General features: G+C 40.2%; 27 protein-coding genes. 21 read left to right on the forward strand and 6 right to left on the reverse strand.

Annotated elements, in window-relative coordinates; all coding sequences use genetic code 11:
* The 10 genes from RR45_RS11110 to RR45_RS11350 all read left to right on the forward strand — a co-directional run.
* Positions 1-600 (forward strand): hypothetical protein (locus tag RR45_RS11110; RefSeq protein WP_179295320.1); only part of this gene is annotated, 600 nt, incomplete at its 5' end.
* A 151-nt stretch (positions 601-751) separates the two neighbouring features.
* Positions 752-2,668: a DNA mismatch repair endonuclease MutL gene (mutL, locus tag RR45_RS01295; protein ID WP_031366445.1), complete on the forward strand. Its 1,917-nt coding sequence runs from the start codon at positions 752-754 to the stop codon at positions 2,666-2,668.
* 21 nt (positions 2,669-2,689) lie between these two features.
* Positions 2,690-2,905: a hypothetical protein gene (locus RR45_RS01300; RefSeq protein ID WP_031366446.1), complete on the forward strand. Its 216-nt coding sequence runs from the start codon at positions 2,690-2,692 to the stop codon at positions 2,903-2,905.
* Entirely contained in the window at positions 2,905-3,486 is a 582-nt protein-coding gene (gene ruvA, locus RR45_RS01305) for a Holliday junction branch migration protein RuvA (RefSeq protein WP_031366447.1), read from the forward strand. Before RR45_RS01300 ends, ruvA begins: the two co-directional genes overlap by 1 nt.
* A gap of 106 nt (positions 3,487-3,592) precedes the next feature.
* Positions 3,593-4,609 (forward strand): Holliday junction branch migration DNA helicase RuvB, encoded by a 1,017-nt coding sequence (gene ruvB, locus RR45_RS01310; RefSeq protein ID WP_072353435.1) that lies wholly within the window; start codon positions 3,593-3,595, stop codon positions 4,607-4,609.
* A gap of 419 nt (positions 4,610-5,028) precedes the next feature.
* Positions 5,029-5,391, forward strand: a complete 363-nt coding sequence (locus RR45_RS01315; protein ID WP_031366449.1) for a MerR family transcriptional regulator — start codon at positions 5,029-5,031, stop codon at positions 5,389-5,391.
* A 108-nt stretch (positions 5,392-5,499) separates the two neighbouring features.
* Entirely contained in the window at positions 5,500-6,840 is a 1,341-nt protein-coding gene (gene glnA, locus RR45_RS01320; RefSeq protein WP_031366450.1) for a type I glutamate--ammonia ligase, read from the forward strand.
* A 162-nt stretch (positions 6,841-7,002) separates the two neighbouring features.
* On the forward strand, positions 7,003-9,111 hold the full coding sequence (locus RR45_RS01325) for a glutamine synthetase III family protein (protein ID WP_031366451.1): 2,109 nt from the start codon (positions 7,003-7,005) through the stop codon (positions 9,109-9,111).
* Between the two features lie 104 nt (positions 9,112-9,215).
* Positions 9,216-9,377 (forward strand): VOC family protein, encoded by a 162-nt coding sequence (locus RR45_RS11345; RefSeq protein WP_208601303.1) that lies wholly within the window; start codon positions 9,216-9,218, stop codon positions 9,375-9,377.
* Positions 9,378-9,413: 36 nt separating this feature from the next.
* Positions 9,414-9,557 carry a VOC family protein gene (locus tag RR45_RS11350; protein WP_208601304.1) on the forward strand — a complete coding sequence of 48 codons (144 nt, stop codon included), beginning with the start codon at positions 9,414-9,416 and terminating at the stop codon, positions 9,555-9,557.
* An 85-nt stretch (positions 9,558-9,642) separates the two neighbouring features.
* On the opposite strand, the gene RR45_RS01335 is transcribed toward RR45_RS11350, so the two are convergent.
* Together RR45_RS01335 and RR45_RS01340 are read right to left on the reverse strand one after the other, a co-directional pair.
* Positions 9,643-10,860, reverse strand: coding sequence for a chloride channel protein (locus tag RR45_RS01335; protein WP_031366452.1), 1,218 nt, complete (start codon positions 10,858-10,860; stop codon positions 9,643-9,645).
* A complete protein-coding gene (locus RR45_RS01340; protein ID WP_031366453.1) occupies positions 10,857-11,126 on the reverse strand; it encodes a chorismate mutase in 270 nt (89 codons plus the stop codon). The genes RR45_RS01335 and RR45_RS01340 overlap by 4 nt, the downstream gene beginning before the upstream one ends.
* Positions 11,127-11,408: 282 nt before the next feature.
* Between RR45_RS01340 and RR45_RS01345 the strand changes: the two genes are divergently transcribed.
* The 3 genes from RR45_RS01345 (at position 11,409) to RR45_RS01355 (ending at position 14,290) form a co-directional block, all read left to right on the forward strand.
* Positions 11,409-11,909 (forward strand): GAF domain-containing protein, encoded by a 501-nt coding sequence (locus RR45_RS01345; protein ID WP_031366454.1) that lies wholly within the window; start codon positions 11,409-11,411, stop codon positions 11,907-11,909.
* Positions 11,906-13,546, forward strand: a complete 1,641-nt coding sequence (gene dnaX / locus RR45_RS01350) for a DNA polymerase III subunit gamma/tau (RefSeq protein WP_031366455.1) — start codon at positions 11,906-11,908, stop codon at positions 13,544-13,546. Before RR45_RS01345 ends, dnaX begins: the two co-directional genes overlap by 4 nt.
* A 165-nt stretch (positions 13,547-13,711) precedes the next feature.
* Positions 13,712-14,290, forward strand: coding sequence for a DUF5067 domain-containing protein (locus RR45_RS01355; RefSeq protein ID WP_244148284.1), 579 nt, complete (start codon positions 13,712-13,714; stop codon positions 14,288-14,290).
* A gap of 48 nt (positions 14,291-14,338) precedes the next feature.
* On the opposite strand, the gene RR45_RS01360 is transcribed toward RR45_RS01355, so the two are convergent.
* Entirely contained in the window at positions 14,339-15,076 is a 738-nt protein-coding gene (locus RR45_RS01360; protein WP_031366457.1) for an amino acid ABC transporter ATP-binding protein, read from the reverse strand.
* Entirely contained in the window at positions 15,073-16,668 is a 1,596-nt protein-coding gene (locus RR45_RS01365; RefSeq protein WP_031366458.1) for an ABC transporter permease subunit, read from the reverse strand. Before RR45_RS01365 ends, RR45_RS01360 begins: the two co-directional genes overlap by 4 nt.
* A gap of 327 nt (positions 16,669-16,995) precedes the next feature.
* Here RR45_RS01365 and RR45_RS01370 point away from each other — a divergent pair, with 327 nt between their 5' ends.
* From RR45_RS01370 to rpsR, 4 genes are all read left to right on the forward strand, one after another.
* Complete coding sequence (locus tag RR45_RS01370; protein WP_031366459.1) at positions 16,996-17,832, forward strand: undecaprenyl-diphosphate phosphatase; 837 nt, start codon at positions 16,996-16,998, stop codon at positions 17,830-17,832.
* Between the two features lie 460 nt (positions 17,833-18,292).
* Positions 18,293-18,592 carry a 30S ribosomal protein S6 gene (gene rpsF / locus RR45_RS01375; protein ID WP_031366460.1) on the forward strand — a complete coding sequence of 100 codons (300 nt, stop codon included), beginning with the start codon at positions 18,293-18,295 and terminating at the stop codon, positions 18,590-18,592.
* 36 nt (positions 18,593-18,628) lie between these two features.
* Entirely contained in the window at positions 18,629-19,138 is a 510-nt protein-coding gene (gene ssb, locus RR45_RS01380; RefSeq protein WP_031366461.1) for a single-stranded DNA-binding protein, read from the forward strand.
* 47 nt (positions 19,139-19,185) lie between these two features.
* On the forward strand, positions 19,186-19,431 hold the full coding sequence (gene rpsR / locus RR45_RS01385; protein WP_003140392.1) for a 30S ribosomal protein S18: 246 nt from the start codon (positions 19,186-19,188) through the stop codon (positions 19,429-19,431).
* 375 nt (positions 19,432-19,806) lie between these two features.
* Here rpsR and RR45_RS01390 read toward each other — a convergent pair whose 3' ends face one another.
* Positions 19,807-20,118: a DUF960 domain-containing protein gene (locus RR45_RS01390; RefSeq protein ID WP_003140391.1), complete on the reverse strand. Its 312-nt coding sequence runs from the start codon at positions 20,116-20,118 to the stop codon at positions 19,807-19,809.
* 202 nt (positions 20,119-20,320) lie between these two features.
* Here RR45_RS01390 and RR45_RS01395 point away from each other — a divergent pair, with 202 nt between their 5' ends.
* Positions 20,321-21,034: a pseudouridine synthase gene (locus tag RR45_RS01395; RefSeq protein ID WP_031366462.1), complete on the forward strand. Its 714-nt coding sequence runs from the start codon at positions 20,321-20,323 to the stop codon at positions 21,032-21,034.
* Between the two features lie 28 nt (positions 21,035-21,062).
* On the opposite strand, the gene recX is transcribed toward RR45_RS01395, so the two are convergent.
* Positions 21,063-21,857: a recombination regulator RecX gene (gene recX, locus RR45_RS01400; protein ID WP_031366463.1), complete on the reverse strand. Its 795-nt coding sequence runs from the start codon at positions 21,855-21,857 to the stop codon at positions 21,063-21,065.
* Between the two features lie 265 nt (positions 21,858-22,122).
* Here recX and RR45_RS11115 point away from each other — a divergent pair, with 265 nt between their 5' ends.
* The 3 genes from RR45_RS11115 (at position 22,123) to RR45_RS01410 (ending at position 24,137) form a co-directional block, all read left to right on the forward strand.
* On the forward strand, positions 22,123-22,278 hold the full coding sequence (locus RR45_RS11115) for a hypothetical protein (RefSeq protein WP_167362559.1): 156 nt from the start codon (positions 22,123-22,125) through the stop codon (positions 22,276-22,278).
* Between the two features lie 178 nt (positions 22,279-22,456).
* Positions 22,457-23,188, forward strand: coding sequence for a helix-turn-helix domain-containing protein (locus tag RR45_RS01405; protein WP_031366464.1), 732 nt, complete (start codon positions 22,457-22,459; stop codon positions 23,186-23,188).
* Positions 23,189-23,612: 424 nt separating this feature from the next.
* Entirely contained in the window at positions 23,613-24,137 is a 525-nt protein-coding gene (locus tag RR45_RS01410) for a hypothetical protein (RefSeq protein WP_072353436.1), read from the forward strand.
* Positions 24,138-24,321 lie beyond the last annotated feature (184 nt).

Genomic DNA, 24,321 nt, shown 5'->3' on the forward strand with positions numbered 1-24,321 from the left:
ATTATGGTGCAGTTTGACACCACAGCAACAACTTGGGATAGTCCATACTTCCATAATGATTCGACCTCAACTGGTTATGGTGAAAGTCATCTCAAAGCCGTAATTGACAGCTACTATGACACGGCTATCGCACCAGCTTACAGCAATTACGTTCTACCCGTTGATTTAGATTTACCGAATTGGTCACGTTATCAGAATGCTGGCCTTGCCCCAAATAGCGGTACCTCACTAGCTTACAATGACTGGTACTGGCAAGATTGGCAGTCTTACTATACAGATAACCGTTTTGCGACATCACTCGCATCTCTAACAAATGATAATGATGTTGCCAATGATGTGAATGTTTTAAAACAACAAGCCTTTGCTTTAAGCTATGGCGATATCCAAAGTCTGGATAAAAGCACGTTTAGCGCTACAGGGTATTACAGTACTTTGTTAGACTTTACAGCTATTGATGCCAACTACTTTTCCTTTTGGCTTCGGTCGGCCGGCTACCTCTCTTATAATGCGGGCGCGGTCTATTATGGCTACTTCTACTACTATGATGCTGTGGACTACAGCCTGCCGGTTCGTCCCGCTTTAGCCATCCAATTAAGTTAACAATTTAGCAATAGAGAGATTAAAACCCAATTTAAAAACAAGTCACACAAATGATGTGACTTGTTTTTTTGCAAGCGATCTTTATCGCAACGATTTAGAACAGTTTCGAGACAATTTTGGTACTGACAGCTTTTTTTGTTATAATAGAACCATGACAAAACAGGAAAAACATCAAAAAATCATCGAATTAGATGAACATTTAGCCAATAAAATCGCTGCGGGTGAAGTGATTGAGCGACCGGCTAGTGTGGTGAAAGAGTTACTCGAAAATGCCATTGATGCCAAGTCAACACAAATCACGGTCAAGATTGAGGAATCTGGCCTGAAGTCGATTGAAATCATCGATAATGGTGAAGGGATTGCTCACGATGAAGTGGCGGTCGCCCTCAAGCGCCATGCGACGAGTAAAATCAAAGATGTCGATGACCTCTTTCGCATTCGGACGCTTGGCTTTCGGGGGGAGGCATTGCCTTCTATCGCTAGTGTCAGTGAGCTAACGATTAATACATCAGTCGCTGATAATGGGGATGAGAGTGGGACCTTGCTTGTCGCTAAAGGTGGCGAGATCATCCAAAACAGTCCAGCACCCAAACGCATCGGAACACGGATAAAAGTTGAAAATCTCTTCTATAATACACCCGCCCGCCTCAAGTACATCAAGAGTTTACAAGCGGAGCTTGGGCATATCACGGACATCATCAACCGCCTGAGTCTTGCGCATCCTGAAGTGGCCTTTACATTGATTAATGACGGTCGTGAGATGATGAAAACAGCTGGAACAGGCGACTTGAAGCAAGCGCTGGCTGGTGTTTACGGCATTTCGACTGCCAAAAAAATGATCGCGATTTCGGCGCAAGATCTGGACTTCGATGTAACGGGCTATGTCAGCCTACCTGAATTGACCCGCGCCAATCGAAATTATATCACCGTTTTGCTTAATGGTCGCTATATCAAAAACTTTCTAATTAATCGTGCGATTGTCGATGGCTACGGCTCGAAACTCATGGTCGGGCGCTTTCCGATTGCGGTCATTGACATTAAAATCGACCCGTTTTTAGCCGATGTCAATGTGCATCCGACCAAGCAAGAAGTTAGAATCTCCAAAGAGCGGGAGCTGATGGTCTTGATTTCTCAAGCCATTCGTCAGGCTTTGCAGCCACAAACCTTGATTCCAGATGCACTGGAGAATTTAACTCAGCAGACCAAGCCAGTCTATCCAACCTCAAAATCAGAGCAGACACAGTTGCCTTTGCAAAACAAATCCTTATATTATGATACGGAACGTCAAGATTTTTATGTAAAAGAAAAGGCGACGTTTGAAAAAGTGCCAGAAACACTGTCAGAGCTATCTGAAGCCGAAAAATTAGTACCAGATACAACTGAACAACCCGAAGAAGTTAAGATAAGGGAAACGGTCACGCTGACAGTTGCCGATGAACAGGCAGCTAATAAGACTTTTCCTGAACTTGAATTTCTTGCTCAAATGCACGGTACTTATCTATTATGTCAGTCACCAGAAGGCCTATACATCGTCGACCAGCACGCCGCGCAAGAACGGGTGAAATACGAATACTACCGAGATAAAATCGGTCAAGTCAACTATGATCAACAGCAACTTTTAGCGCCGATTTTTATCAATTTGCCACAAAATGACCTATTGACTGTTCTTGAAAAAAAAGACTTGCTCGCTGAAGCCGGTGTCTTTTTAGATGCCTACGGTGATAATCAGCTGATTTTACGAGAGCATCCGATTTGGATGCAAGATGATGAGATTGAATCTGCCACTTATGAATTGATTGATTTGTTATTGGATGGTCGCGAAGTTTCGGTTAAAAAATACCGAGAAGACTTGGCGATTATGATTGCTTGTAAAAGCTCTATTAAAGCCAATATGTTTATTGATGCCGCTAGTGCGCGTGATTTATTGCAGCAATTGGCACATTGTGAGAATCCCTATAACTGTCCCCACGGTAGACCAGCCCTCGTCGCCTTTTCAAATACCGACCTAGAAAAAATGTTTAGACGTATTCAGCAAGGTCACAAAGGTGGCTGGCACACACAATTTTAAAAGCGAATGAAGGAAAGGAAAATGATGAAAGAACAGCTAGAAAATTTGGTCAAACAAGGGCAAAATTTTACACTTCACGGTGATGTTATCGCTAAATTAACAACAATTAAACCGAATGAGGTTCTCGAAATTGGCGAAGACTTTATCAAAATTGGCATTTCGTACAGAAAAGGTGAACTTCGGAGCTATCAGATTATCCCATTCACGGCTATTTCAGGAATTACGGTGGTTATCTAATGTACGACTATCTCAAAGGCATCCTCGTCAAAGTTACACCGACCTACATCGTGCTTGACGTCTCAGGCGTTGGCTACCTACTACACGTCGCTAATCCTTATAGCTTTTCAAATGTCGTGAATGCTGACATCAAAGTCTACGTTCATCAAGTCATTCGTGACGACGCGCATACCCTTTACGGTTTTATCGACGAAACCGAAAAGCGCCTCTTTTTGCAGCTGATTTCCGTGTCAGGTATCGGTCCCAAATCAGCACTTGCCATCATCGCAGCCGATGACAATCTTGGGTTAGTCACCGCCATAGATAGTGGCGACATCAAATACCTGACCAAATTTCCAGGCGTTGGCAAAAAAACAGCCAGTCAAATGGTTCTAGACCTCGAGGGTAAGTTTGAAAATGTTACAGCTAATGTCGCAAGACCACAATTACCAGCAAGTACAGAGTTGGATGACGCTTTAGAAGCTTTGGTTGCCTTGGGTTATAAAGCAACGGAACTCAAAAAAGTACAAAAAAAGCTCGAGGGTACACAAGATTCAACCGAAGGCTACATCAAAACAGCCCTCAAATTAATGATGAAATGACTAATCGCAAGATTAGTTTTTTGCATTCAGCTAAACGAGCATCAATACGAAATAATATGACGTCAAAAACAACCGGAAACGTCTATTTTTTTGATACAATAAAGATATGGAAAACGATAAATTAACATCAGGGGAGTTACAGGACTATGACATTGAAGAAAACCTAGTCGAACGCACCCTGAGACCTCAATACCTCAACCAATACATCGGTCAGAATAAAATCAAAGAACAGCTGGATATTTTTATCAAAGCAGCCAAAATGCGTGAAGAATCATTAGACCATGTTTTACTCTTTGGCCCCCCAGGCTTAGGTAAAACGACCATGGCATTTGTGATTGCTAATGAGCTCGGCGTCAACATTAAACAGACCTCTGGACCTGCCATCGAAAAAGCGGGCGACCTAGTCGCAATTTTGAATGAGCTAGAGGCTGGAGACGTCCTCTTTATTGACGAAATTCACCGTCTGCCTATGTCTGTCGAGGAAGTGCTTTACAGTGCCATGGAAGATTTCTACATCGACATCATGATTGGTGGTTCGGATGCCAGTCGTAGCGTTCATTTGGAGCTGCCACCTTTTACCTTGATTGGTGCAACGACACGTGCTGGTATGCTCTCAAATCCCTTGCGCGCGCGTTTCGGAATCAACGCCCACATGGCATATTACGACCTAGAGGATCTGACTGAGATTATCGAGCGTACCGCTGATATCTTTGAGGCTGATATCACAGGTGATGGTGCTTATGAAATGGCGCGTCGGAGCCGTGGGACACCACGTATCGCCAACCGCCTGCTCAAGCGTGTTCGAGATTATGCGCAAATTAAAGGAACAGGTCTGATTGATGATGACATCACTCGCCAAGCTCTAACCATGCTAGATGTGGATGCCTCAGGTCTTGATTATGTTGACCAAAAAATTCTGAAAACGATGATTGAGATGTACAACGGTGGGCCGGTCGGCCTAGGCACGCTTGCGGTTAATATATCGGAAGAACGCGAAACTCTGGAAGATATGTACGAACCATATCTGATCCAATCTGGCTTTTTAGTTCGGACGCGTCAGGGCCGCTGCGCAACTGCCAAAGCCTACGAACATTTTGGTTACAGTTACGACAAGGGAGAGTAAGCCTGACCTTTAATCTGATACCATTAGAAGAATTTGAAAAACTTGATATTCCTAGCTTCAACATACTAGATGTTCGCCCACGTGAGTAATTTGAGAGTTTTCATATTCAGACAGCTGTCAACATGCCAATTGGTGATGTAGAGGATGGATGTTTGAGATAAATCTTATGATGTTATTTGTCGGACGACCAATAAAGCTTATCGTGCCAGTCATTTTTTGAAAATGCCGGCTTTTATAGTCAAATGGTCGCACCCAGTATGATTGATTATCAGGGTGAAATTATTCGAAATAATGATGATGATTGGGCTAGGAAAGTGCCAGCAAAAAAGGTTGATATGTGATGTGATTTTACCTTACATTAACCGTTGACTTTTCTGACAAGTCTTTATATAATGAGAAGATAAAGGAGGTATCTATTAGTGAAAGAACGTGAGCTACGACGGTCAATGGCTGTTTTTCCAATTGGCACCGTGATGCAGTTGACAGATCTGACAGCGCGTCAAATTCGTTATTACGAGGATCAAGGTTTGATTTTCCCAGCGAGAAATGAAGGGAACCGCCGCATGTATTCGCTTAACGATATGGATGTCCTGCTTGAAATCAAGGACTACCTCAACGATGGCTTAAACATAGCAGGTATTAAACGTGTTTATGAACAGAGCAAGGAAGATTTGGCTAAAGTCAAAAGTCAGTCCATTTCTGACGCTGAAGTACGTAGAATCTTAGAACAAGAAATTATGCAACAATCGAGATTTAACAAACCCAATACAAATTTAAGATAATAACCTATAAGGCAACTGAGTGTAATAAAGAAAAGGTGGCGTGTTTAGCACGCTTTTCTTACAGATCAAAAAAGATTCAAATAGCTTTTTGGGGTAAAGGAGAACAATATGACGATCACACCTGCAGACATTCTTAGGGAAGTCAAAGAGAAAAATGTCACATTTTTGCGCCTGATGTTTACAGACATCTTAGGGACACTAAAAAATGTCGAAGTACCCGCAACAGAAGAACAACTAGAGAAGATTTTGAATAACAAAATGATGTTCGACGGTTCTTCCATTGAAGGATTCGTTCGGATTAACGAATCAGACATGTATCTCTATCCCGACCTCGATACTTGGATTATCTTTCCTTGGGGCGATGAAAACGGTAAAGTCGCAGGTTTGATTTGTGATGTCTACAATCCAGACGGCACACCATTTGCAGGAGACCCTCGTGGTAACCTCAAACGTGCCTTGACCCACATGGAAGCGACTGGTTTCAAGTCATTCAACCTTGGTCCTGAGCCTGAGTTTTTCTTGTTCAAACTAGATGAAAAAGGGAACCCAACTCTTGAAGTGAATGATCAAGGCGGCTATTTCGACCTAGCGCCGATTGATTCAGCGGATAATACGCGTCGTGAAATTGTCAATGTCTTGACTGATCTTGGTTTTGAAGTCGAAGCCAGTCACCATGAAGTTGCCGTCGGTCAGCACGAAATCGACTTCAAATACACCAATGTCTTAGAGGCTTGTGATAACATCCAAATCTTTAAACTGGTCGTTAAAACCATTGCCCGTGAGCACGGTCTCTATGCGACCTTCATGGCTAAACCAAAATTTGGCATCAATGGTAGTGGCATGCATTGTAACATGTCCCTTTTTAACCAAGAAGGTAACAATGCCTTTTACGATCCAAAAGGCGATTTGGAGTTATCAGAGACTGCCTACCATTTCTTGGGGGGGATCTTAGACCATGCCTATAATTTTACTGCCATTACCAACCCGACGGTAAATTCTTACAAACGACTTGTTCCAGGCTATGAAGCGCCTGTTTATATCGCGTGGGCAGGCCGCAATAGATCGCCTCTCGTCCGCATTCCTGCTTCACGTGGGAAAGGAACTCGCCTTGAGCTTCGAGCAGTTGATCCGACTGCGAACCCTTACTTGGCATTAGCTGTTTTACTGGAATGTGGTCTAGACGGGATTGAGCGTAAACTTGACGCCCCAGCCCCAGTCGAAAATAATATCTATATGATGTCAGGTGATGAGCGCAAAGCAGTCGGCATCACAGACCTACCGTCAACCTTGCACAACGCGGTGAAAGCCTTGCGTGAAGATGAGGTGGTAAAAGCTGCCTTAGGTGAACATATCTATACCAACTTTGTAGCAACTAAAAAAGTAGAATGGGCATCTTACGCCCAATTTGTATCACAATGGGAAATTGATAATTATCTCTACCTTTACTAAACTATCTAATTTGACACTAGCTTTTAGACTAGTGTTTTTTTCCGAACATTTGAGTAAAAAGAAAATTCTAAAAATTACAACTATTGTTGCATTCAATCAAGAAATAATGTATAATGATGGTGTTAGAAATTATAACATATAAAATGTCAGGAGAACTTAACGATGGAGAAAGTCAATATTCCGGAAATCTTTGCTGAAGATGTTTTCACGGATGCGGTGATGCAGCAACGTTTGCCAAAGAGCATTTACAAACAATTTAAAAAATCAATTGAAGAAGGAAAAGATCTTGATCTTGCGACAGCAGATGTCATTGCAAACGAGATCAGAGAATGGGCGATTGGCAAAGGTGCAACTCACTTTGCACATTTATTCCAGCCATTGACAGGCGTAACAGCTGAAAAACAAGATTCGTTTATCACAGCACCTAAAGCAGATGGGAGTGTTTTAACTGCCTTTTCTGGAAAAGAATTGATTAAAGGTGAGCCAGATGGTTCATCATTCCCTTCAGGTGGTTTGCGTGCGACATTTGAAGCGCGTGGCTATACTGTTTGGGATACGACTTCTCCGGTTTTTGTTCGTCATGACGCGGCGGGAACCACACTTTTGATTCCAACGGCATTTTATTCTTATAACGGGGAAGCATTGGACCAAAAAGCACCATTGCTCCGCTCTATGCAAGTTATTTCTGATTCATCTATTAAATTACTTCGCCTTTTTGGCAATACGACTGCTACTCGTGTGGCACCTTCTGTTGGTGCTGAGCAAGAGTATTTCTTAGTCGACGAAGCGATTTTCTTAAAACGTAAAGATTTGATTTACGCTGGTCGTACTTTGTTTGGTGCTGCTGCGCCTAAAGGCCAAGAATTGGATGATCATTATTTTGGGACAATTCGCCAACGTGTCGCTGGCTTTATGAAAGATGTCAATGAAGAACTTTGGAAAGCTGGCGTGACGTCAAAAACACAGCATAACGAAGTGGCACCAGCTCAACATGAAATTGCACCAATCTATGCCAATGCCAATGTTGCCGTTGACCAAAACCAAGTGGTGATGCAGACCTTGAAACGCATTGCGTGTCGTCATGATATGAAGTGTCTCTTGCACGAAAAACCATTTGCGGGTGTCAATGGATCTGGTAAGCATAATAACTGGTCACTCGTGACGGATAAAGGCGAAAACTTGCTTGAACCAGGTTCTACACCACATGAAAACAAGCAGTTCTTGCTAGTTCTTGCGTGTATCATTAAAGCAGTGGATAAATACGCTGGCTTGCTCCGTGAATCAGCTGCCGATCCAGGTAATGACCATCGTTTAGGTGCCAATGAAGCGCCACCAGCTATCATCTCAATTTTCCTCGGTTCACAATTAGAAGATATCATAGATCAATACGTTGCTAGTGGTTCTGCTTCTACTTCTATTGAGGGTGGTGTCTTGGCAACTGGTTCTTCTGCACTTCGTGATATTTCAAAAGATGCGACTGACCGTAACCGGACTTCACCATTTGCCTTCACAGGTAACAAATTTGAGTTCCGAATGGTTGGTTCACGTGATTCAATTGCGTCACCAAATATTGTCTTGAATACGATTGTTGCTGAAGCTTTTGATGATGCATCAGAACGTTTGTCAAACGCAGAAGACTTTGATGCAGCAGTTGATGCTTTGATTGCAGAATATGCCAAAGCACACAAACGCATTATCTTCAATGGAGATGGCTACTCTGATGAGTGGGTTGTAGAAGCTGAAAAACGTGGCTTGCCAAATCTGAAAACAATGGTAGATGCAACCGAAGTCTTGGGAGATGCTGATGTTATCGCATTATTTAACAAGTATGGTGTCTTGTCACCAACAGAATTAAAAGCGCGTGAAGAAGTTAAATATGAAAATTATGGTAAAGTGATCAATATTGAAGCCCTTACGATGATTGACATGGCGACGAAACAAATCATTCCGGCTGTCATTAAGTATACAAAATCATTGGCGGACACTGTTCTTGCTGTTAAAGCAGCTGGCTGTGATGCAGCGGTTCAAGCGGGTATTTTGACAGAAGTCTCTGAGTTGTTGAAAGAAACTAAAGCTGCGCTTGCTGCGCTTGAGCAAGTCACAGCAGAGGCAGCACAACAAGAAGAAGGCAAAGTACAAGCTCGTTTTTACAATGAAGTTGTCTTTAAAGCCATGGATGCCCTTCGTGCGCCAGTTGATAAATTAGAAATGATTGTTGACAAAGAAGCATGGCCAATGCCATCATATGGCGATTTGTTATTTGAGGTTTAATCTAAGCAGATTATAAAATTAAAAGGATTTCAAAAGTTTGAACTTTTGAAATCCTTTTGGCTTGATAGAAGAAATGAATTGGAAATTGATTACTGGCATTGTGGATGCGTGAGGTAGGAGTACTGCGTGACTTTTATATCACTTATTTTGGTGCTAAAAGCAATGCCCTTTATCATATCAAGAAAAAAGGGGGCAAGTCTTATTTTCTTAGTTTTGATGAAGAAGCGCGTTTAGAACTTATGGGGCATTCAGATATCGCAGAATAAAAAGTAAAAGATGACTTTGTTTATGCCCAACTAGCCATGTCAGTTGGCATAAAAGAGCGAGTAGATGATTTAACAAATCGCCTATCTCAAGCGGGTTTTGAAGTCGTCGGGAAACCATGTACAACTGGTGATGGCTATTATGAATCTGTAGGCGTTGACCTTGATGGTGATAAGGTGTAAATTACTGCTTAAATACGAAAATAGAAAAAGACTGTCGACACCCCCAATAAGTCAGGGGATACGTTCACAGTCTTTTGTTTATTTTTCAATTTTTATTTTTCGCCTCGAACATGTTCTGAAGCATATCTTGCGCAGTGTAGATGGATTTGTTGAAGTTGAGCATGTAGCTGACGATGATGACTAGCATAAGATAAGGCATGAGCGCATAGCCAAAGACTTCGCAGCCAATCAGAATCGGCGCCCAAAAGGTGTTCGTTGCGGCAGCAAAGACCGCAGCATAGCCAAGTGCGGCAACGAAAGTAACGGGTAGTCCAAGCGCCAATCCGAGCGTTGCACCAAGTGCAGCCCCAATGGCAAACAAAGGCGTTACCTCGCCGCCTTGAAAACCGATTGCAAGCGTCACGACGGTCAGCACCAGTTTCAGAGCAAAATCCCAAGCAAATATCTGACCGCCACCAAAGGCAGAAGCAATCAAATTAGTCCCAAGTCCCGAGTAGCGTCCATGTCCAAGAATGGTGAAGAGAAGCGAGAGGATAACGCCACAAGCGGCAACTTTGACGTAAGGATTTGGTAACAAAGTCGTCAAGCGAGATTTGGTAAATGTTAGGAGCCAAGCGAATGCAAATCCTGTGAGACCGAAAATCGTTCCTATAAACAGTAGTTTAATTATTAGGCTAGCATCAAGGATTGGTAGCTTAGTCAGTATAAATGAAAATTTTTCTAGTCCCAGAAAGTGCGAGGTTTCTGCTGCGACAGTACTTGCGATGAGGGCGGGGACGATCGCTCGATAATAGATAGCACCAGCAATCAGCGCTTCGAGTGCAAATAATGTCGCTGCAAAAGGTGTTTGAAAGAGACCGCCAAAACCAGCAGCCATACCAATCATCACGATAATATGACGATTTTTAACCTTAAAGATATCGCCCAGAAAGTTTGCAAAGGTTGCTCCGATTTGAACGGCAACACCCTCGCGACCGGCAGAACCACCAAATAGATGTGTCAGCCAAGTTGCTACCATGGCGAGCGGGATGAGGCGCTTTGGAATCACTTCATCAGACTGATGCCCCACACTAAAGACGAGTCCCATACCTTGACTGGCTGTTTTACCAAATCGACGATATAGAAAAACAATCAGTACCCCGATTAATGGTAAAAAAGGAATTAGCATGTTAAAATGTTGTATCCGGAAGTCAGTTACAACATCCAAAATGCGACCGAATAAGGCATCTAATACACCAACACCAAGGCCAATCACAACAGCCAAACCTGACCAAATCACGATATTTCGATAATAAGTTTTCATTTTTTTAACACTTTCTCTTGATAAGCGCGTGAATTTTTCAGAATGTCTTTAAAAGTGTTGACGACTGTCTCTGCATAATCAAGATTTTCAACTTGACTCGCCACACGATCTAAAATTACGAGTTCACGTGAATTATCTAGTACTCTACCACCAGTCATTTTTTTAAAGGTAGCCACTTGTGAAACTAAGGTCATTCGTGCCTCCAATAACTGGACTAACTGAGCATCTAAGGTATCAATATCTGAGCGAATATCATCAAGGTTCATTTTTATCTCCAAAATTTGTTATAATAGTTATGGACACCTCAAAAAAACTCAGATCTGTCACTTTTGGCTAAATTTTCCTATCGCGTCGTTATTGTTTCGCGTCTTGCAGTAGCACAGCACTTTCTATGGCGAGTAATCGCAGCCACAAACCTTGTTGCAATGCCTAGCGCTAGAAAAAATTTAGCTCAAAAGTTATTAAAGCACTTTATGCGGCGAGTAACCGTAGCCGCAAAAGCAGTTTTTAGAGGTGCCCTTATATTATAGCAAAAAATAGGTGAAAATATGACAAAAATAGAGAAGTACGACTTAGCACTTCGACAAATTGATGCGCTGCTTGATGAAACAGGAAATGTTTTATCTAATCTCAGCAATGCCAGTGCTTTATTGCGTGGTGTTTTACCTCGTTCAATTTTTGTCGGATTTTATCTGTTTGACGGTGAGAAACTTGTCTTAGGTCCTTTTCAAGGTGGTGTCTCTTGTGTCAACATTACCTTAGGCAAGGGCGTCTGTGGCGAGGCTGCTGAAAAAGCACAAACAATGATTGTACCTGATGTGACACAACATGCCAATTATATTGCTTGTGATGCTGTAGCACGCTCTGAGATTGTCGTTCCAATGTATAAAAACGGTCAGCTTGTTGGTGTGTTAGATTTAGATTCAGCTCTCGTTGATGATTACGGGCAGTTGGAACAAACGTTCTTAGAACGATTTACCGAAATTTTAATCGATAAAACAAACTGGCAGTTTAATCAATTCACCCTAAAAAATGAGGCAGTAAAATGAGTTATCAAGCCCTATATCGTAAATATCGCAGCCAACGCTTTGACGAGATGGTCGGGCAAGAAGTGGTGGCGAGAACCCTAAAAAACGCTATTATCACGGAACAGATTTCCCACGCCTATCTCTTTTCAGGGCCACGTGGCACAGGGAAGACATCGGCCGCGAAAATTTTTGCCAAGGCGATTAACTGTCCTAATCAAACAGACGGTGAACCTTGTAATATTTGTGAGATTTGTCAGGCGGTAACCAATGGTTCATTGGAAGATGTCATTGAGTTGGATGCGGCATCAAATAATGGTGTTGATGAGATCCGTGACATCCGTGACAAGTCGACATATGCACCGTCCCGTGCCAAGTATAAAGTCTATATCATTGATGAAGTGCATATGCTGACGACAGGGGCTTTCAACGCACTCCTGAAAACGCTAGAAGAACCGACAGAAAATGTCGTCTTTGTTTTGGCAACGACCGAGATTCAAAAAATCCCTGCGACGATTTTATCTCGCGTACAGCGTTTTGCTTTCCGTGCCATTACGAGCCATGACATCACCCAGCATCTATCAGAAGTTCTGACGGCAGAAGGCGTGACCTTCGACGAGTCGGCTGTTGCCTTGATTGCGAATGCTGCCGACGGTGGTATGCGTGATGCCCTATCGACCCTTGACCAGGCCTTGAGTTTCGCGGAAAATGGCTTGACACTGGACGTCGCTCTTCTTGTGACTGGTGCTATCTCAAAGCAAGCTTTAGATGCCTATATCTCTGCCATTGCTGACCAGCAGGTTGAAGATGCGCTAACCCAACTTGATACGATATTTGCCGACGGCAAGAACATGATTCGTTTCACTGAGGACCTAATGGCGCATTTTCGAGATATGCTCCTAGCTGGAACCCCTACGGTAAATGTGGATAAGGCTCAGATTTTTGCCTGGATTGATATCGCAACGGAGACTTTGCAAACTCTGAAAAACACAACACAGGAAAAAATTGCAGCAGACGTGATGACCATGCGGTTGTCAGAAACACTCAAAACGGCTGACTATTCACAAGTGATTGCAGATTTACAACGCCAAGTGTCTGAGTTAACAAGTCAGCTCCAATCTGGTCAGTTTCAGTCGTCGCAAACGCCTCAGCAACCATTGTCAGAGAAAAGAGTTGCACCTAAAGCGAGCGGAAATTATTTCAGTAAAGATTTTGTTTTCAAGGCCTTATCTGAGGCGACAAATGAGGCACGAACTGCTATTCAAGGTGCTTGGGAAGAAACCATCAATTCTTTCGACAGTGGCTTTGGTAAGTCGATGCTACAAAATACATCAGCCGTGGCAGCCTCTCAGCAATTCGTTGTCGTCACATTTAAAAGTGAATTTACAGCGCAAAAAGCCATGCAAAATCAGGAATTACAAGTCAAATTTGGGAATTTCATGTCAAATATCGTTGGGTTTGCACCTGAAATCATTGCGTTGACGGATGCTGATTGGCTTGCAATCAGAACAGAGTATGCCCAGTTACGTAAGCAAGGAACATCAGCTACCAGTCCAACGCCTGACGCTAGACTGAAAGACTCGTCCGAACCTGTCAAAAATGCGGTTGTTGATGAGGCACAGGCCTTGTTTGGAGATGTTGTTAAAGTGATTGAGGATTAAAAAAACATGTCAACTTATAGGTTGATATGTTTTTTTGATTGGCGTGATAAAAAACTGCTATTATGATAGACTAAAGATAGAACGTTAAATAAAAAATAAATAAGGAGATTTTATGATAAAAACGAAAAAATCTAAATATTTTTAATCATTTCAGCCTTGGCAATTGTGATTATCGGTTTGATTATCACTTTAATGGTTATTTTATTGCCAAATAAAACAGAGCCACGTCTGACAAGTCAAGATTTTTCGATCAGTTCTGTCCCTTCTTCAAGTCACAACACCTCGTCAAGTAGTAGAGAGTTGATTACTGGGGCAATGACAAGATTAAATCTCAAAAGTTTTGATTTGCAAACTAAAACTTTTACAGGAGATTTCGGTAGCTTAGCCCTTAATAATATCACTAAAATAACTGAAATCTATGGTGATGATCAACATAAAGATCAATATCTCAGACTTGATTTTTCGATAACCAATCCATCAACACATGACATGCCCGTAGCCGATCTGTTGCAAATGTTGATACTCCAGCAGGATGAGGGTGTATTTGACAAGGCGGAGCGCTTGGAGCCGATAGATGCGGATGATTATCCTGAGTTTGGTTTAGACCATCAGCAGACGAATTTGGCTACCACGGTCAAGGCCAACACGACAGTGACAGGTTTTATCGTCTATGATTTGGAAACAGATCAAAAACCAGTTCAGTTTTTGCTTTCAACTGGTGAGAAAGTATTTGAATTTCAATGAGATGAAAAAAGTGTACAGCGATTAAGCTGTACACTTTTAAGTTACATTTTAACTTAAAAATCTGGTCAAGAATTCCTTCGTCCGTTCCTCCTTAGGCGTAACAAAAATTTCTTCTGGTGTGCCACTTTCAGCAACGACACCTTTATCCATAAAAATGACACGGTCAGACACTTCGCGGGCAAAGTCCATTTCGTGTGTCACGATAATCATGGTCAAGCCGCTTTCAGCTAGTTCTTTCATCGTTTTCAGAACTTCGCCGACCATTTCAGGGTCAAGAGCGCTAGTTGGTTCATCAAACAAGAGAACATCGGGATTCATTGACAGCGCACGAGCAATTGCGACACGCTGTTTTTGACCACCTGAGAGCTGATTTGGTTTGGCGTTAACAAATCTATCCATGCCAACAGCAGTCAGGTTTTCTAAAGCGATTTTTTTCGCCTCGGAACGTTGACGTTTCAACACGGTTGTCTGTGCCACGATAACATTTTCTAGCACATTTAGGTTATTGAAAAGATTGAAAGATTGGAAAACCATGCCCAGGTGGGTGCGGTATTTGTTAAGGTCATAGCCTTTTTTGAGGACATTTTCGCCTTTGTAGATAATTTCGCCAGATGTTGGTTGCTCAAGTAAGTTGATGGAGCGAAGTAGGGTTGATTTGCCACTACCTGAGCTACCAATGATAGAGATAACTTCACCAGAGGCAACAGTCATGTGGATGTCCTTGAGGACTTCGTTTTGTCCGAATGATTTTTTGAGATTTTTAATGTCAAGTACGATATCGCTCATTTTTCGCCTCCTAACTCAATAGTTGCCTCTTTTAACGGCAGCTGCATTTGATTAGTGCCCGTGGTATAGTTTTCAGAGTCAAGTTTTTTCTCAACAAATCTTAAAATACGTGTGACTGTGAAAGTCAAAACGAAATAAATCGCTGCGATAATCGTAAAGGTTTGGAAATATTGGTAGTTTTGTTGTGCAACCGTGTTACCCTGGAAGAAAAGCTCAGTAATCGAAATGACATTCAAAACAGATGTATCCTTGATGTTGATGACAAATTCATTACCTGTTGCAGGGAGGATGTTACGGATAACCTGAGGCAAGACAATCTTACGCATGGTTTGACCATGGTTCATCCCCAAAGCACTTGCGGCCTCAAATTGACCTGTGTCAACGGCGAAAATCCCACCACGTACGATTTCACTCATGTAAGCCCCAGTATTAATTGAGACGATAATGAGAGCAGCTAAAGTCTTATCCATAGAAAGACCGAGGAACTGCGCAGAACCATAATAGATGACCATGGCTTGTACAATCATTGGCGTACCACGGAAAATTTCAACGTAGATATTGATAACCCAACCGACAAGAGTTTGCAGTATAGCAAGCGCACGGTTAGCAGATTTTTTAGCGGTGCGGAAGACCCCAATTAAGAGACCGATAAAGGTGCCGATGAAAGTCCCGATGATTGAAATGAATAAAGTCATGCCAGCAGCACGAACGAAATCTCCACCATTGTCTTTAATGATGGCGCCAACTTGTGCCCAAAAACCAATTTCTTGATCAGAATGGGTTTGGAGCCCAACCATGTCATCCATGATTTTAGTTTGCTCAGCTTGACTCATTGTGGCAAGCACTTCATTTATTTTTTCAAGATTTTTATCACCCTTGCGTAGACCGACAGCTGTTTGCGTATCATCAGGGTTGGTTTTGAAACCATTCCCTTCAGAAAAAGTAATCATTTTAAATTTCGAATTTTTTGACTCAGCCGTAATCCCTTCAGGGCGTTCTCCTACGTATCCATCAATGGTACCAGCCTCAAGGGCAACACGCATGGCCGAAAAATCGCTCATAGCAGGTTCTTGTGTGGCGCCTATCATCTGTGGAATTAAATCATAGTGGAAGACCCCTTGTTGCCCAGTGATTTTAGCACCTTTGAAATCATTGATAGATGTGGCATTGGCATATTTGCCGTCTTTTCTGACCATGACAACTAACTGACTTGTATAGTAATTTTGTGAGAAATCAATCTCTTTTTTACGCTCAGCAGTCGGGCTCATCCCAGCGATAATAGCATCAATTTTACCAGAAGTGAGGGCGGGCAGGAGGCCGTCCCATTTTGTTTTGACAATCACTAATTTTTTGTCTAGCTTTTCAGCGATTTTTTTAGCAATTTGAACATCGTAGCCATTAGCGTATTGGTTACTACCGTCAATTTTGACAGCACCATTAGCTTGTGTTTTCTGGGTCCAGTTAAAAGGCGGGTAGCCTGCCTCCATGCCGACACGTAATTCATTGTCATCACTAGCAGCACTAACAAGTGTCGCAGGTACAAGACTGAAGACAAGAAGTGTCGCAAAGATAAGTGAAAATATTTTTTTCATAGGTCTCTTTCTAATCTCTATAGGTTATCCCTTAATTCTACTAAAAATTGACAGAATGTTCAATATAGATAAGTCAGTATTTTGCCTATTGATAGAATTATTATTAAAAATCAGTAATTATTCACAAAATTTGAAAGAGTTTTGTTATAATGAGATCAAACAGTTGTAAAATAAGTGATACTGAAAGCGGTACGACATCGTCGTAAACTTCTGTAGAAAATTAGGGATTTATGGTTCTGCGCTTGCGCAGGTTCAGAAATCATCTATTTTCCTAAGAAGTTAGCTTGAAGTTCAAACGTGTAAATTAAACATAAGAAAGTAGATAAAATGGAATTTATAAAAGCAATTATTTTAGGGATTATTGAAGGTATCACGGAGTGGCTACCAATCAGTTCGACCGGACATTTGATTCTAGCTGATGAATTTATCAAACTCAAACAATCCACTGAATTCATGAATATGTTTAATGTCGTGATTCAGCTAGGTGCGATTTTAGCGGTTGTTGTCATTTATTTTAAAAAGCTCAATCCATTTGATTCGAGTAAGACGCCACATGAAACTCAATTAACTTGGCAACTTTGGTTGAAAGTGATTATCGCGTGTATTCCGGCAATTATCATTGGCTTGCCACTGGATAATTGGTTGGATGCGCATTTTCATAAATTTGTCCCTATCGCATTCATGTTGATTATTTACGGTTTTGCTTTCATTTATGTGGAGAAGTGGGCGAAAACACGTCCAGATACGTTAACTAACCTTGATAGAATGTCTTATCGATTTGCTTTTTATATTGGCTTAATTCAGGTCTTGTCATTAATGCCAGGTACATCTAGGTCAGGTGTGACCATTCTTGGCGCGATTATCCTAGGCGCATCACGCTTCGTTGCGACTGAGTTTACGTTTTTCCTTGGGATTCCGGTTATGTTCGGTGCGAGTCTTTTGAAAGTCGTCAAATTCATGTTAAGCGGAGGAGGCTTTAGTTTGTCTCAGTTTGCTATTTTAATGGTAGCTAGTGTGACAGCTTTTCTAGTGTCTATTGTGGTCATTAAATTCTTGATGGATTATATCAAGAAACACGATTTCACTTTCTTTGGTAAATATCGGATTGTTCTCGGCGTGATTTTATTAGTCTATGCAGGTATTTCAGCGGTATTTGGCGGTTGAAAAATGTAAAGTCAGGGACGAGTTTTATGCCGATTTATGATAATGTTATTTGCCTATATATTACTCAAAATCATTGATAGAGAAACAGTTAGTGCCTATAATGCGAAGTTGACGCTGTTTCTCATTCCTTGTTCTTAGGCTTGTGAGGGTTATACAAGGCAAACGGTGCAGAAATTTTTGAATGCCTTGATTTTTAACCTTTCGATTATCGTAATCAAGAGGAGTTAAATCACGCTTATTCATTTCCAGCAAGCATGTTAAATTAAATGACCTTGCTAAAAAATGATAAAACCTAGTCGATCTAGGTTTTTAGTTTGGAATTGATAATCTATTCCCTCCTGAATAAATAAAAAAGCTTGCCAAATGGTCAAGTTATATGCTATAATGAATACTTGTGAGCAACCCTCACTTACTCGGGGAAAAGCCCCGAGTCATTAGACCAAAAGGAGGAGATACATCAATGGCTACTACAAAGTACGAAATTCTTTACATTATTCGTCCAAACATTGACGAAGATGCCAAAACAGCGCTTGTTGAGCGTTTTGACACAATCTTGACAGAAAATGGTGCAACTATTTCTGAATCAAAAGATTGGGAAAAACGTCGTCTTGCGTACGAAATCAATGATTTCCGTGAAGGCTTGTACCGTCTTGTAACGCTTGAAGCTGATTCAGCTTCAGCAGCAACAAGCGAATTTGATCGTCTTGCGAAAATCAATGGCGACATCTTACGTCACATGATTACTAAAGTTGACGCTTAATTTTAAGCACACTTTAGTTTTCAGGAAGGACAAAACATGATTAATAATGTTGTTTTAGTAGGTCGTTTGACCAAAGATGTTGAACTACGTTACACCCCTGCCAATCAAGCAGTAGCTACTTTTACCTTAGCGGTAAATCGTACCTTTAAAAATGCTAATGGTGAGCGTGAAGCGGATTTCATCAATGTTGTCATCTGGCGTCAAGCCGCAGAAAATCTAGCAAATTGGGCGAAAAAAGGTGCGCTTTTAGGCATAACCGGTCGTATCCAAACGCGTAATTATGAGAATGCCCAAGGTCAACGTGTTTACGTGACTGAAGTGGTTGCTGATAATTTCCAAATGTTAGAAAGTCGTGGCGCACGCGAGGGTGGACAACAAGGTGGTGGTTACACACCTTCACCGTCTCAACCTACAAACTCAAACTTCGGTGGTAATCAGCCGTCACAAACACAGAGTTCACCTGCCACTCCAGATTTTGGCCGTGATAGCGATCCATTTTCTGGTGGCACACCCATGAACTTGAGTGATGATGATTTACCGTTTTAATCACTGATGGACAGGTATCTGTCTAGAATAATATAAGGAGAAAACACATGGCACAACAACGTCGTGGTGGCTTCAAACGCCGCAAAAAAGTTGACTTTATCGCAGCTAACAAAATCGAAAACGTTGACTACAAAGACACTGAGCTCTTGAAACGTTTCATCTCTGAACGTGGTAAAATTTTACCACGTCGCGTGACTGGTACTTCTGCTAAAAACCAACGTAAAGTTGTAACAGCAATCAAACGCGCACGTATCATGGCTTTGCTTCCATTCGTAGCAAACGATTCTGAATAAAAAATTGAAAGGCAAGTCTTACGAGGCTTGTTTTTTTGTTAGTCTACGAAGATATGAGTAGACTAACAACCAAAAATAGAAAAGTTTTTTTGTTTAGCTACGAGGTATCTGACAATCGCAATATCTGATAATTTTGTCTGAGGAGATTTTGAACATAAAAAACTGACATTAAAGGTCAGTTCAGGTTGTAGACAAACCCCATTTTTAAATCAAAATGGGGTTTGTTTTGATATTTTCTAATTTAGAAATAGCTTAACCGTCGGTTTTCTAAATAAAAATTTCCGTATTTCGTAAAAATCTTAACTAGATTTTTACTTTGTCTTCAGTCTGAACTGACATTAAAGGTCAGTTTGTGTGTTGTGATTTGGCTGATGCTTACATTTCCATTGGTGTCATGATTGTTTCACGGCCCATATTATCAACGGCATGAAACAGTCGTGGCCAGTCGTTGTCAAATTCGTAATTAAAGTCAATAACCATAGACGTGTTAGGGTCATCGTCTTGTGAAAAGCGAACTGAAAGCGTCCCGTGGTTGTTCATCAATTCAAAGTTAATCGTATTTTCCAAAATGAAAACACCTTTGAGGTTGTTGTCAATGATGTACCAAAAACTGTCGATAACTTCGCCAGGGATGGATTGAATAGTGCCGAAACTTGCATAACGGGCGATTGTATTTGTAAAAGCCATAGGTTTACCTCGCTTTTTCTATCCCAAATAGGTATAATATAATCATTCCGACTAATAAAGCAAATACTTCAAATGATTTCTCGCCACTTCGTCGTTGAAAAATAGTTTAAAAGCCTCATTCGCTTTATTACCCAACTGAGTATACGTTTATAACTAAATTATATTTTAAAAGTCAAAAAAGGTCAAGAAATAGGAATTCAAAATGCGAATAGATGATGTTTTAATCCAATATGGTGCTGTCAAAAAATCCGACATCAAAAGAGTCCTACGTGAGAACCGTGTATCAGTTAACAATCAGCTCATAACAGCGCGCAATGAACAGGTCGATAGTAGTATCCATCACCTTACGCTAGATGGTCGTCAAATCAACTTTCCGCCTCACCGATATTTCATGGTTAACAAAGCCATGCGCACCCTCTCAGCCAATAAGGATGCTGAACTACCAGTCGTTTTCGACGCTTTTCCAGATACTATCGACAAAGCAGGTCTCTACATCATCGGTCGTCTCGATTTTCTATCTCAAGGTCTGCTTCTCATCACCGACAACGGCAAACTTGGGCGCAATTTGATCAAACCTGAAGCCCACGTTGAAAAAGTCTATCAAGTAGAGGTGAAAGAGCCTCTAGAATCTGACGACGTGAGAAAATTCAGAGCAGGTCTAGTGATAGATGGTGATGTGTCATTAGCCCCTGCTCAATTAGTAATCCTTTCAGACCATACCGCCATTGTCAGCATTAGCGAGGGAAAAAACCGTCAGATTCGCAAAATGTTTTTGAGTGTTGGAAAACTCGTGACCAAACTGGTGAGAACTCAAATCGGACCAATACAGTTAGACGATAGCTTGAAACCAGGTGATTATCGTGCGCTGACAAAATCCGAAATCCTGAGTCTAGCGCCTTATTTTAAAGCAAATTAAAAAGCTCAAAAACTGAGCTTTTTTTGATTTAAAAATCAATTTCGCGTAACTCACGATTAATGACGTCAAAGTCAAAACCTTTTCTGACAAGGGCGTTGCTGACACGTTGTTTGAGGTCATAGCCGTCATATTTTCGACTGTATTTGCGCATGATTTTGTCTAATTCTTTTTGCAAGAGTTCTGATTCATTGTCTTCATCGGATTCGAGCTCTAAATTATCAATGGCAATTTTACTAATATCGTAAGAAAAGCCTTTACTTGTCAGATTCGTTGCAATCTTCATTTTTAAGGCCTTGAGTGGCAGGCGACTATACTTGCTCATGACTAATTTTTCAGCCAGATGCGTTGCGATATCAACTTGTGCATCATAGTCATAAAGGAGTTCTAATTTTTCAAGTGCCAAAGATTTATCAATACCTTTATTGACCAATTTTTGTTGAATTTGATAAGGGCCAGCTGATTTACCTAAGACTTTGCCACGAACGAAGGACTCAGTGTAGGCATTATCGTCAATAAAATGTGATGCCTCAAGCGCATCAATGATTTTAGCGATTTGCACATTTGGAATCTCGTGGTCAATCAAGTAATAAATGACTTCCTTTTTAGTCCGTTGCTTGAAAGAAATATAATAGAGCCCCAGATTTTTTCCCCTAGAAAAATCAGCGAATTCAGCAATTTTCTCAATCTCAGTATCTTCAAACACAGCACCTTTTGACAAAAAGAACCGAACAATCGTATCCTCAGTCACATAAATCGTGCGCTCATCATCAAAAACGACCTTATATAAACGTTTTTTCTTCTCAAGTGAAATAATTTTAGGCATACTTTATTATACGTAAAAAAGAGATAAAATGGTTGAAAACAATCTATATTTAAGTTAATCGTAGGATATTCTAAAGAATAATGAAATGGTTAGTTGTTTTCTTGTTTTTATATACTACTGAATTCAATAGCTAGGAAAGAAAAATGGCAAAAACAGCGATAGAAATACATCGGGAGTCCGTGGTTCAGCTGCGCTTCTAGCAGGGATTAATTCATATGTATTTAAACCATGTTACTTGAAAATCATCAGGAAGTGAATGCAAATAATGTTAGATAATATTTTATTTGTCCTGCAAGTAGCTGCGGGAATTGCCATGATTTATCATGGTTTATCTAATCGGATAGAAGATTATGATAGAAAGATATTTAAAAATCCTAGATTGTGGTATATAGTTGGTGGCATAGTGCTACTTATCCTATAACTTAAATTAATATTTGACTAAAAATTATTCCAAAAAGAAACGGACAGATTTATTTCTGTCTGTTTTTTTTATTGTATATTTTGAAAATTAATAATATTATAATAAATCAGTATAATGGAAATAGAAAATTATTTGTTTATTTTTGTATAAAACTGAATTTAATAGATAGGAAGGAAAAATGTCAAAAAACGCGGTAGAAATGCAAGAAATTGGAACATATTACAAGCAAGTGCGAGAAGAAAGGGGATACACGCTTTCTGATGTTGCGATGTCTAGTGATTATCTGGATAAATCACAGTTATCTCGTTTTGAAAGTTGTGAAAATATGTTATCGGCTGACAGATTTTTAGCAGCGATCAATGGGCTTAATATGACACCGAGTGAATTTTTTGCTTTAAAGTCGAATGAACCAAGTCAATATCACATTTTTGCAACAAAAATGATGAAGTATGTTATGAAAAAGGAGGTGCAGGGGCTAAAATCTTTGATAAAACCTAAAGCTAGAATGAAGATGGATAAAATTTTCAATATTTTAGCTAAATCAGCCATACTTGATATATCTCAAGAGAATTTGATAACAACTACTGAGAAAAAATTTCTCGAAAATTATTTGTTGAACATACCACAATGGACATTTTTTGAAGTCAATATTTTTGGTATGTGTTTAGAGATTTTAGATGAAGATGAAGTCTATGATTTAGGACAAGATATGTTAGCAAGTAATGAATTAACTCAAATCATTGCTTTTAATGGAGAGATTGTTAAAAAGACAGCGATAAATCTCTATGTTTATCTGATTTCTAAAGGTTGGTACAGACGGGCTGAGAAGATAGAAAAAGAATTTGACACGTTACTAACAGACTGGAATATAGAGGAAAAGATTTCTCTGCATATCTTTAAGACATTTTAAAAATTTTTTTGCAGTACAGACAAGAAAAAAGCACTGAACTGTTGGAAGAAGTTCAATACGATATTGAGATTTTTAAAAAATAGGTGCAATTGGCATTGCTAATCAATTTGAAATGGATATTGAAAGATATCGCTGATCAATTCAGGGTATTAAGTAATTAGGGAAGTATGATCTACTCAGGAAAATGTAATATAATTTTCTCTTGTTATTTTACTTATCTTGATTATGTCACTAAAGAATTTATATTTTAGTAAAGTTGTGAATTCGCAACACTTCAGTTTCAAGCGTTGCAGATTCACAACTTTTAAATTTTGGTGACTTTGACATGATAGAATTATTTTATAAATTAGTTCGACCGATTTACATGAAAAATAGGCTAGTATAAACTAGTTGAAGACTTTAAAAATAAAAATGGAGAAATATTATGAACAAAATTAAACTTTTATCGTTATCTGCTATTGCTCTAACCACATTTAGTGTAACTGTCCCAAGTCTTGTAGCTGTAACGAAAGCTGATACAATTAATCAGGTTCAGACTAACATTGAAAAGTCTGAGGAAGTGTTAACAGCTAAAGAAAAGCAAGAACTGTCCGAGTTTAAAGCGACAACAGGTTTATCACCAGAAAAAATTAGAGAAATTGAAAACGTAGATACAAGTAGGATTTATCTTGAAAATGGCAAAACTTACATAGATGGTGTCGAACAAAAAGATTTACAACGTGGAAAATTAAGTTGGGCAGTTAAAGCTATTAGATCAGCCTACAAAAAATTACCAAATAGTGTCAAAAACTATATAGCTGGTTATATTGGACTTGAAAGCTTTCTAAATATTCTTGATGGCTATACTGGGGCTGTGACAGATGGTATTAAATGGGCATTGGAACAAGCAGGTATGCCAAGTTGGATGGCTGATTTCTGTGCTAAAACCATCACAACATTCATTTTGTAAGTAGGATGAAAAAACGAATTTCTCCTAAAAAATTTTCAATTTTAATATTTATCTTTGCGGTCATTACTAGCAAAGTCATTAGTAAAATTTTGTTTCAAGGTTGGATAGCACAGGTAGTCGGGTGGAGTTTATTAGTTGTGATTTTAATGTTGATTTATTCAAAAAAATTCTGAGTAATACTCGT

This window comes from Pseudolactococcus chungangensis CAU 28 = DSM 22330 (assembly GCF_002441885.1).
Lineage (GTDB): Bacteria > Bacillota > Bacilli > Lactobacillales > Streptococcaceae > Pseudolactococcus > Pseudolactococcus chungangensis.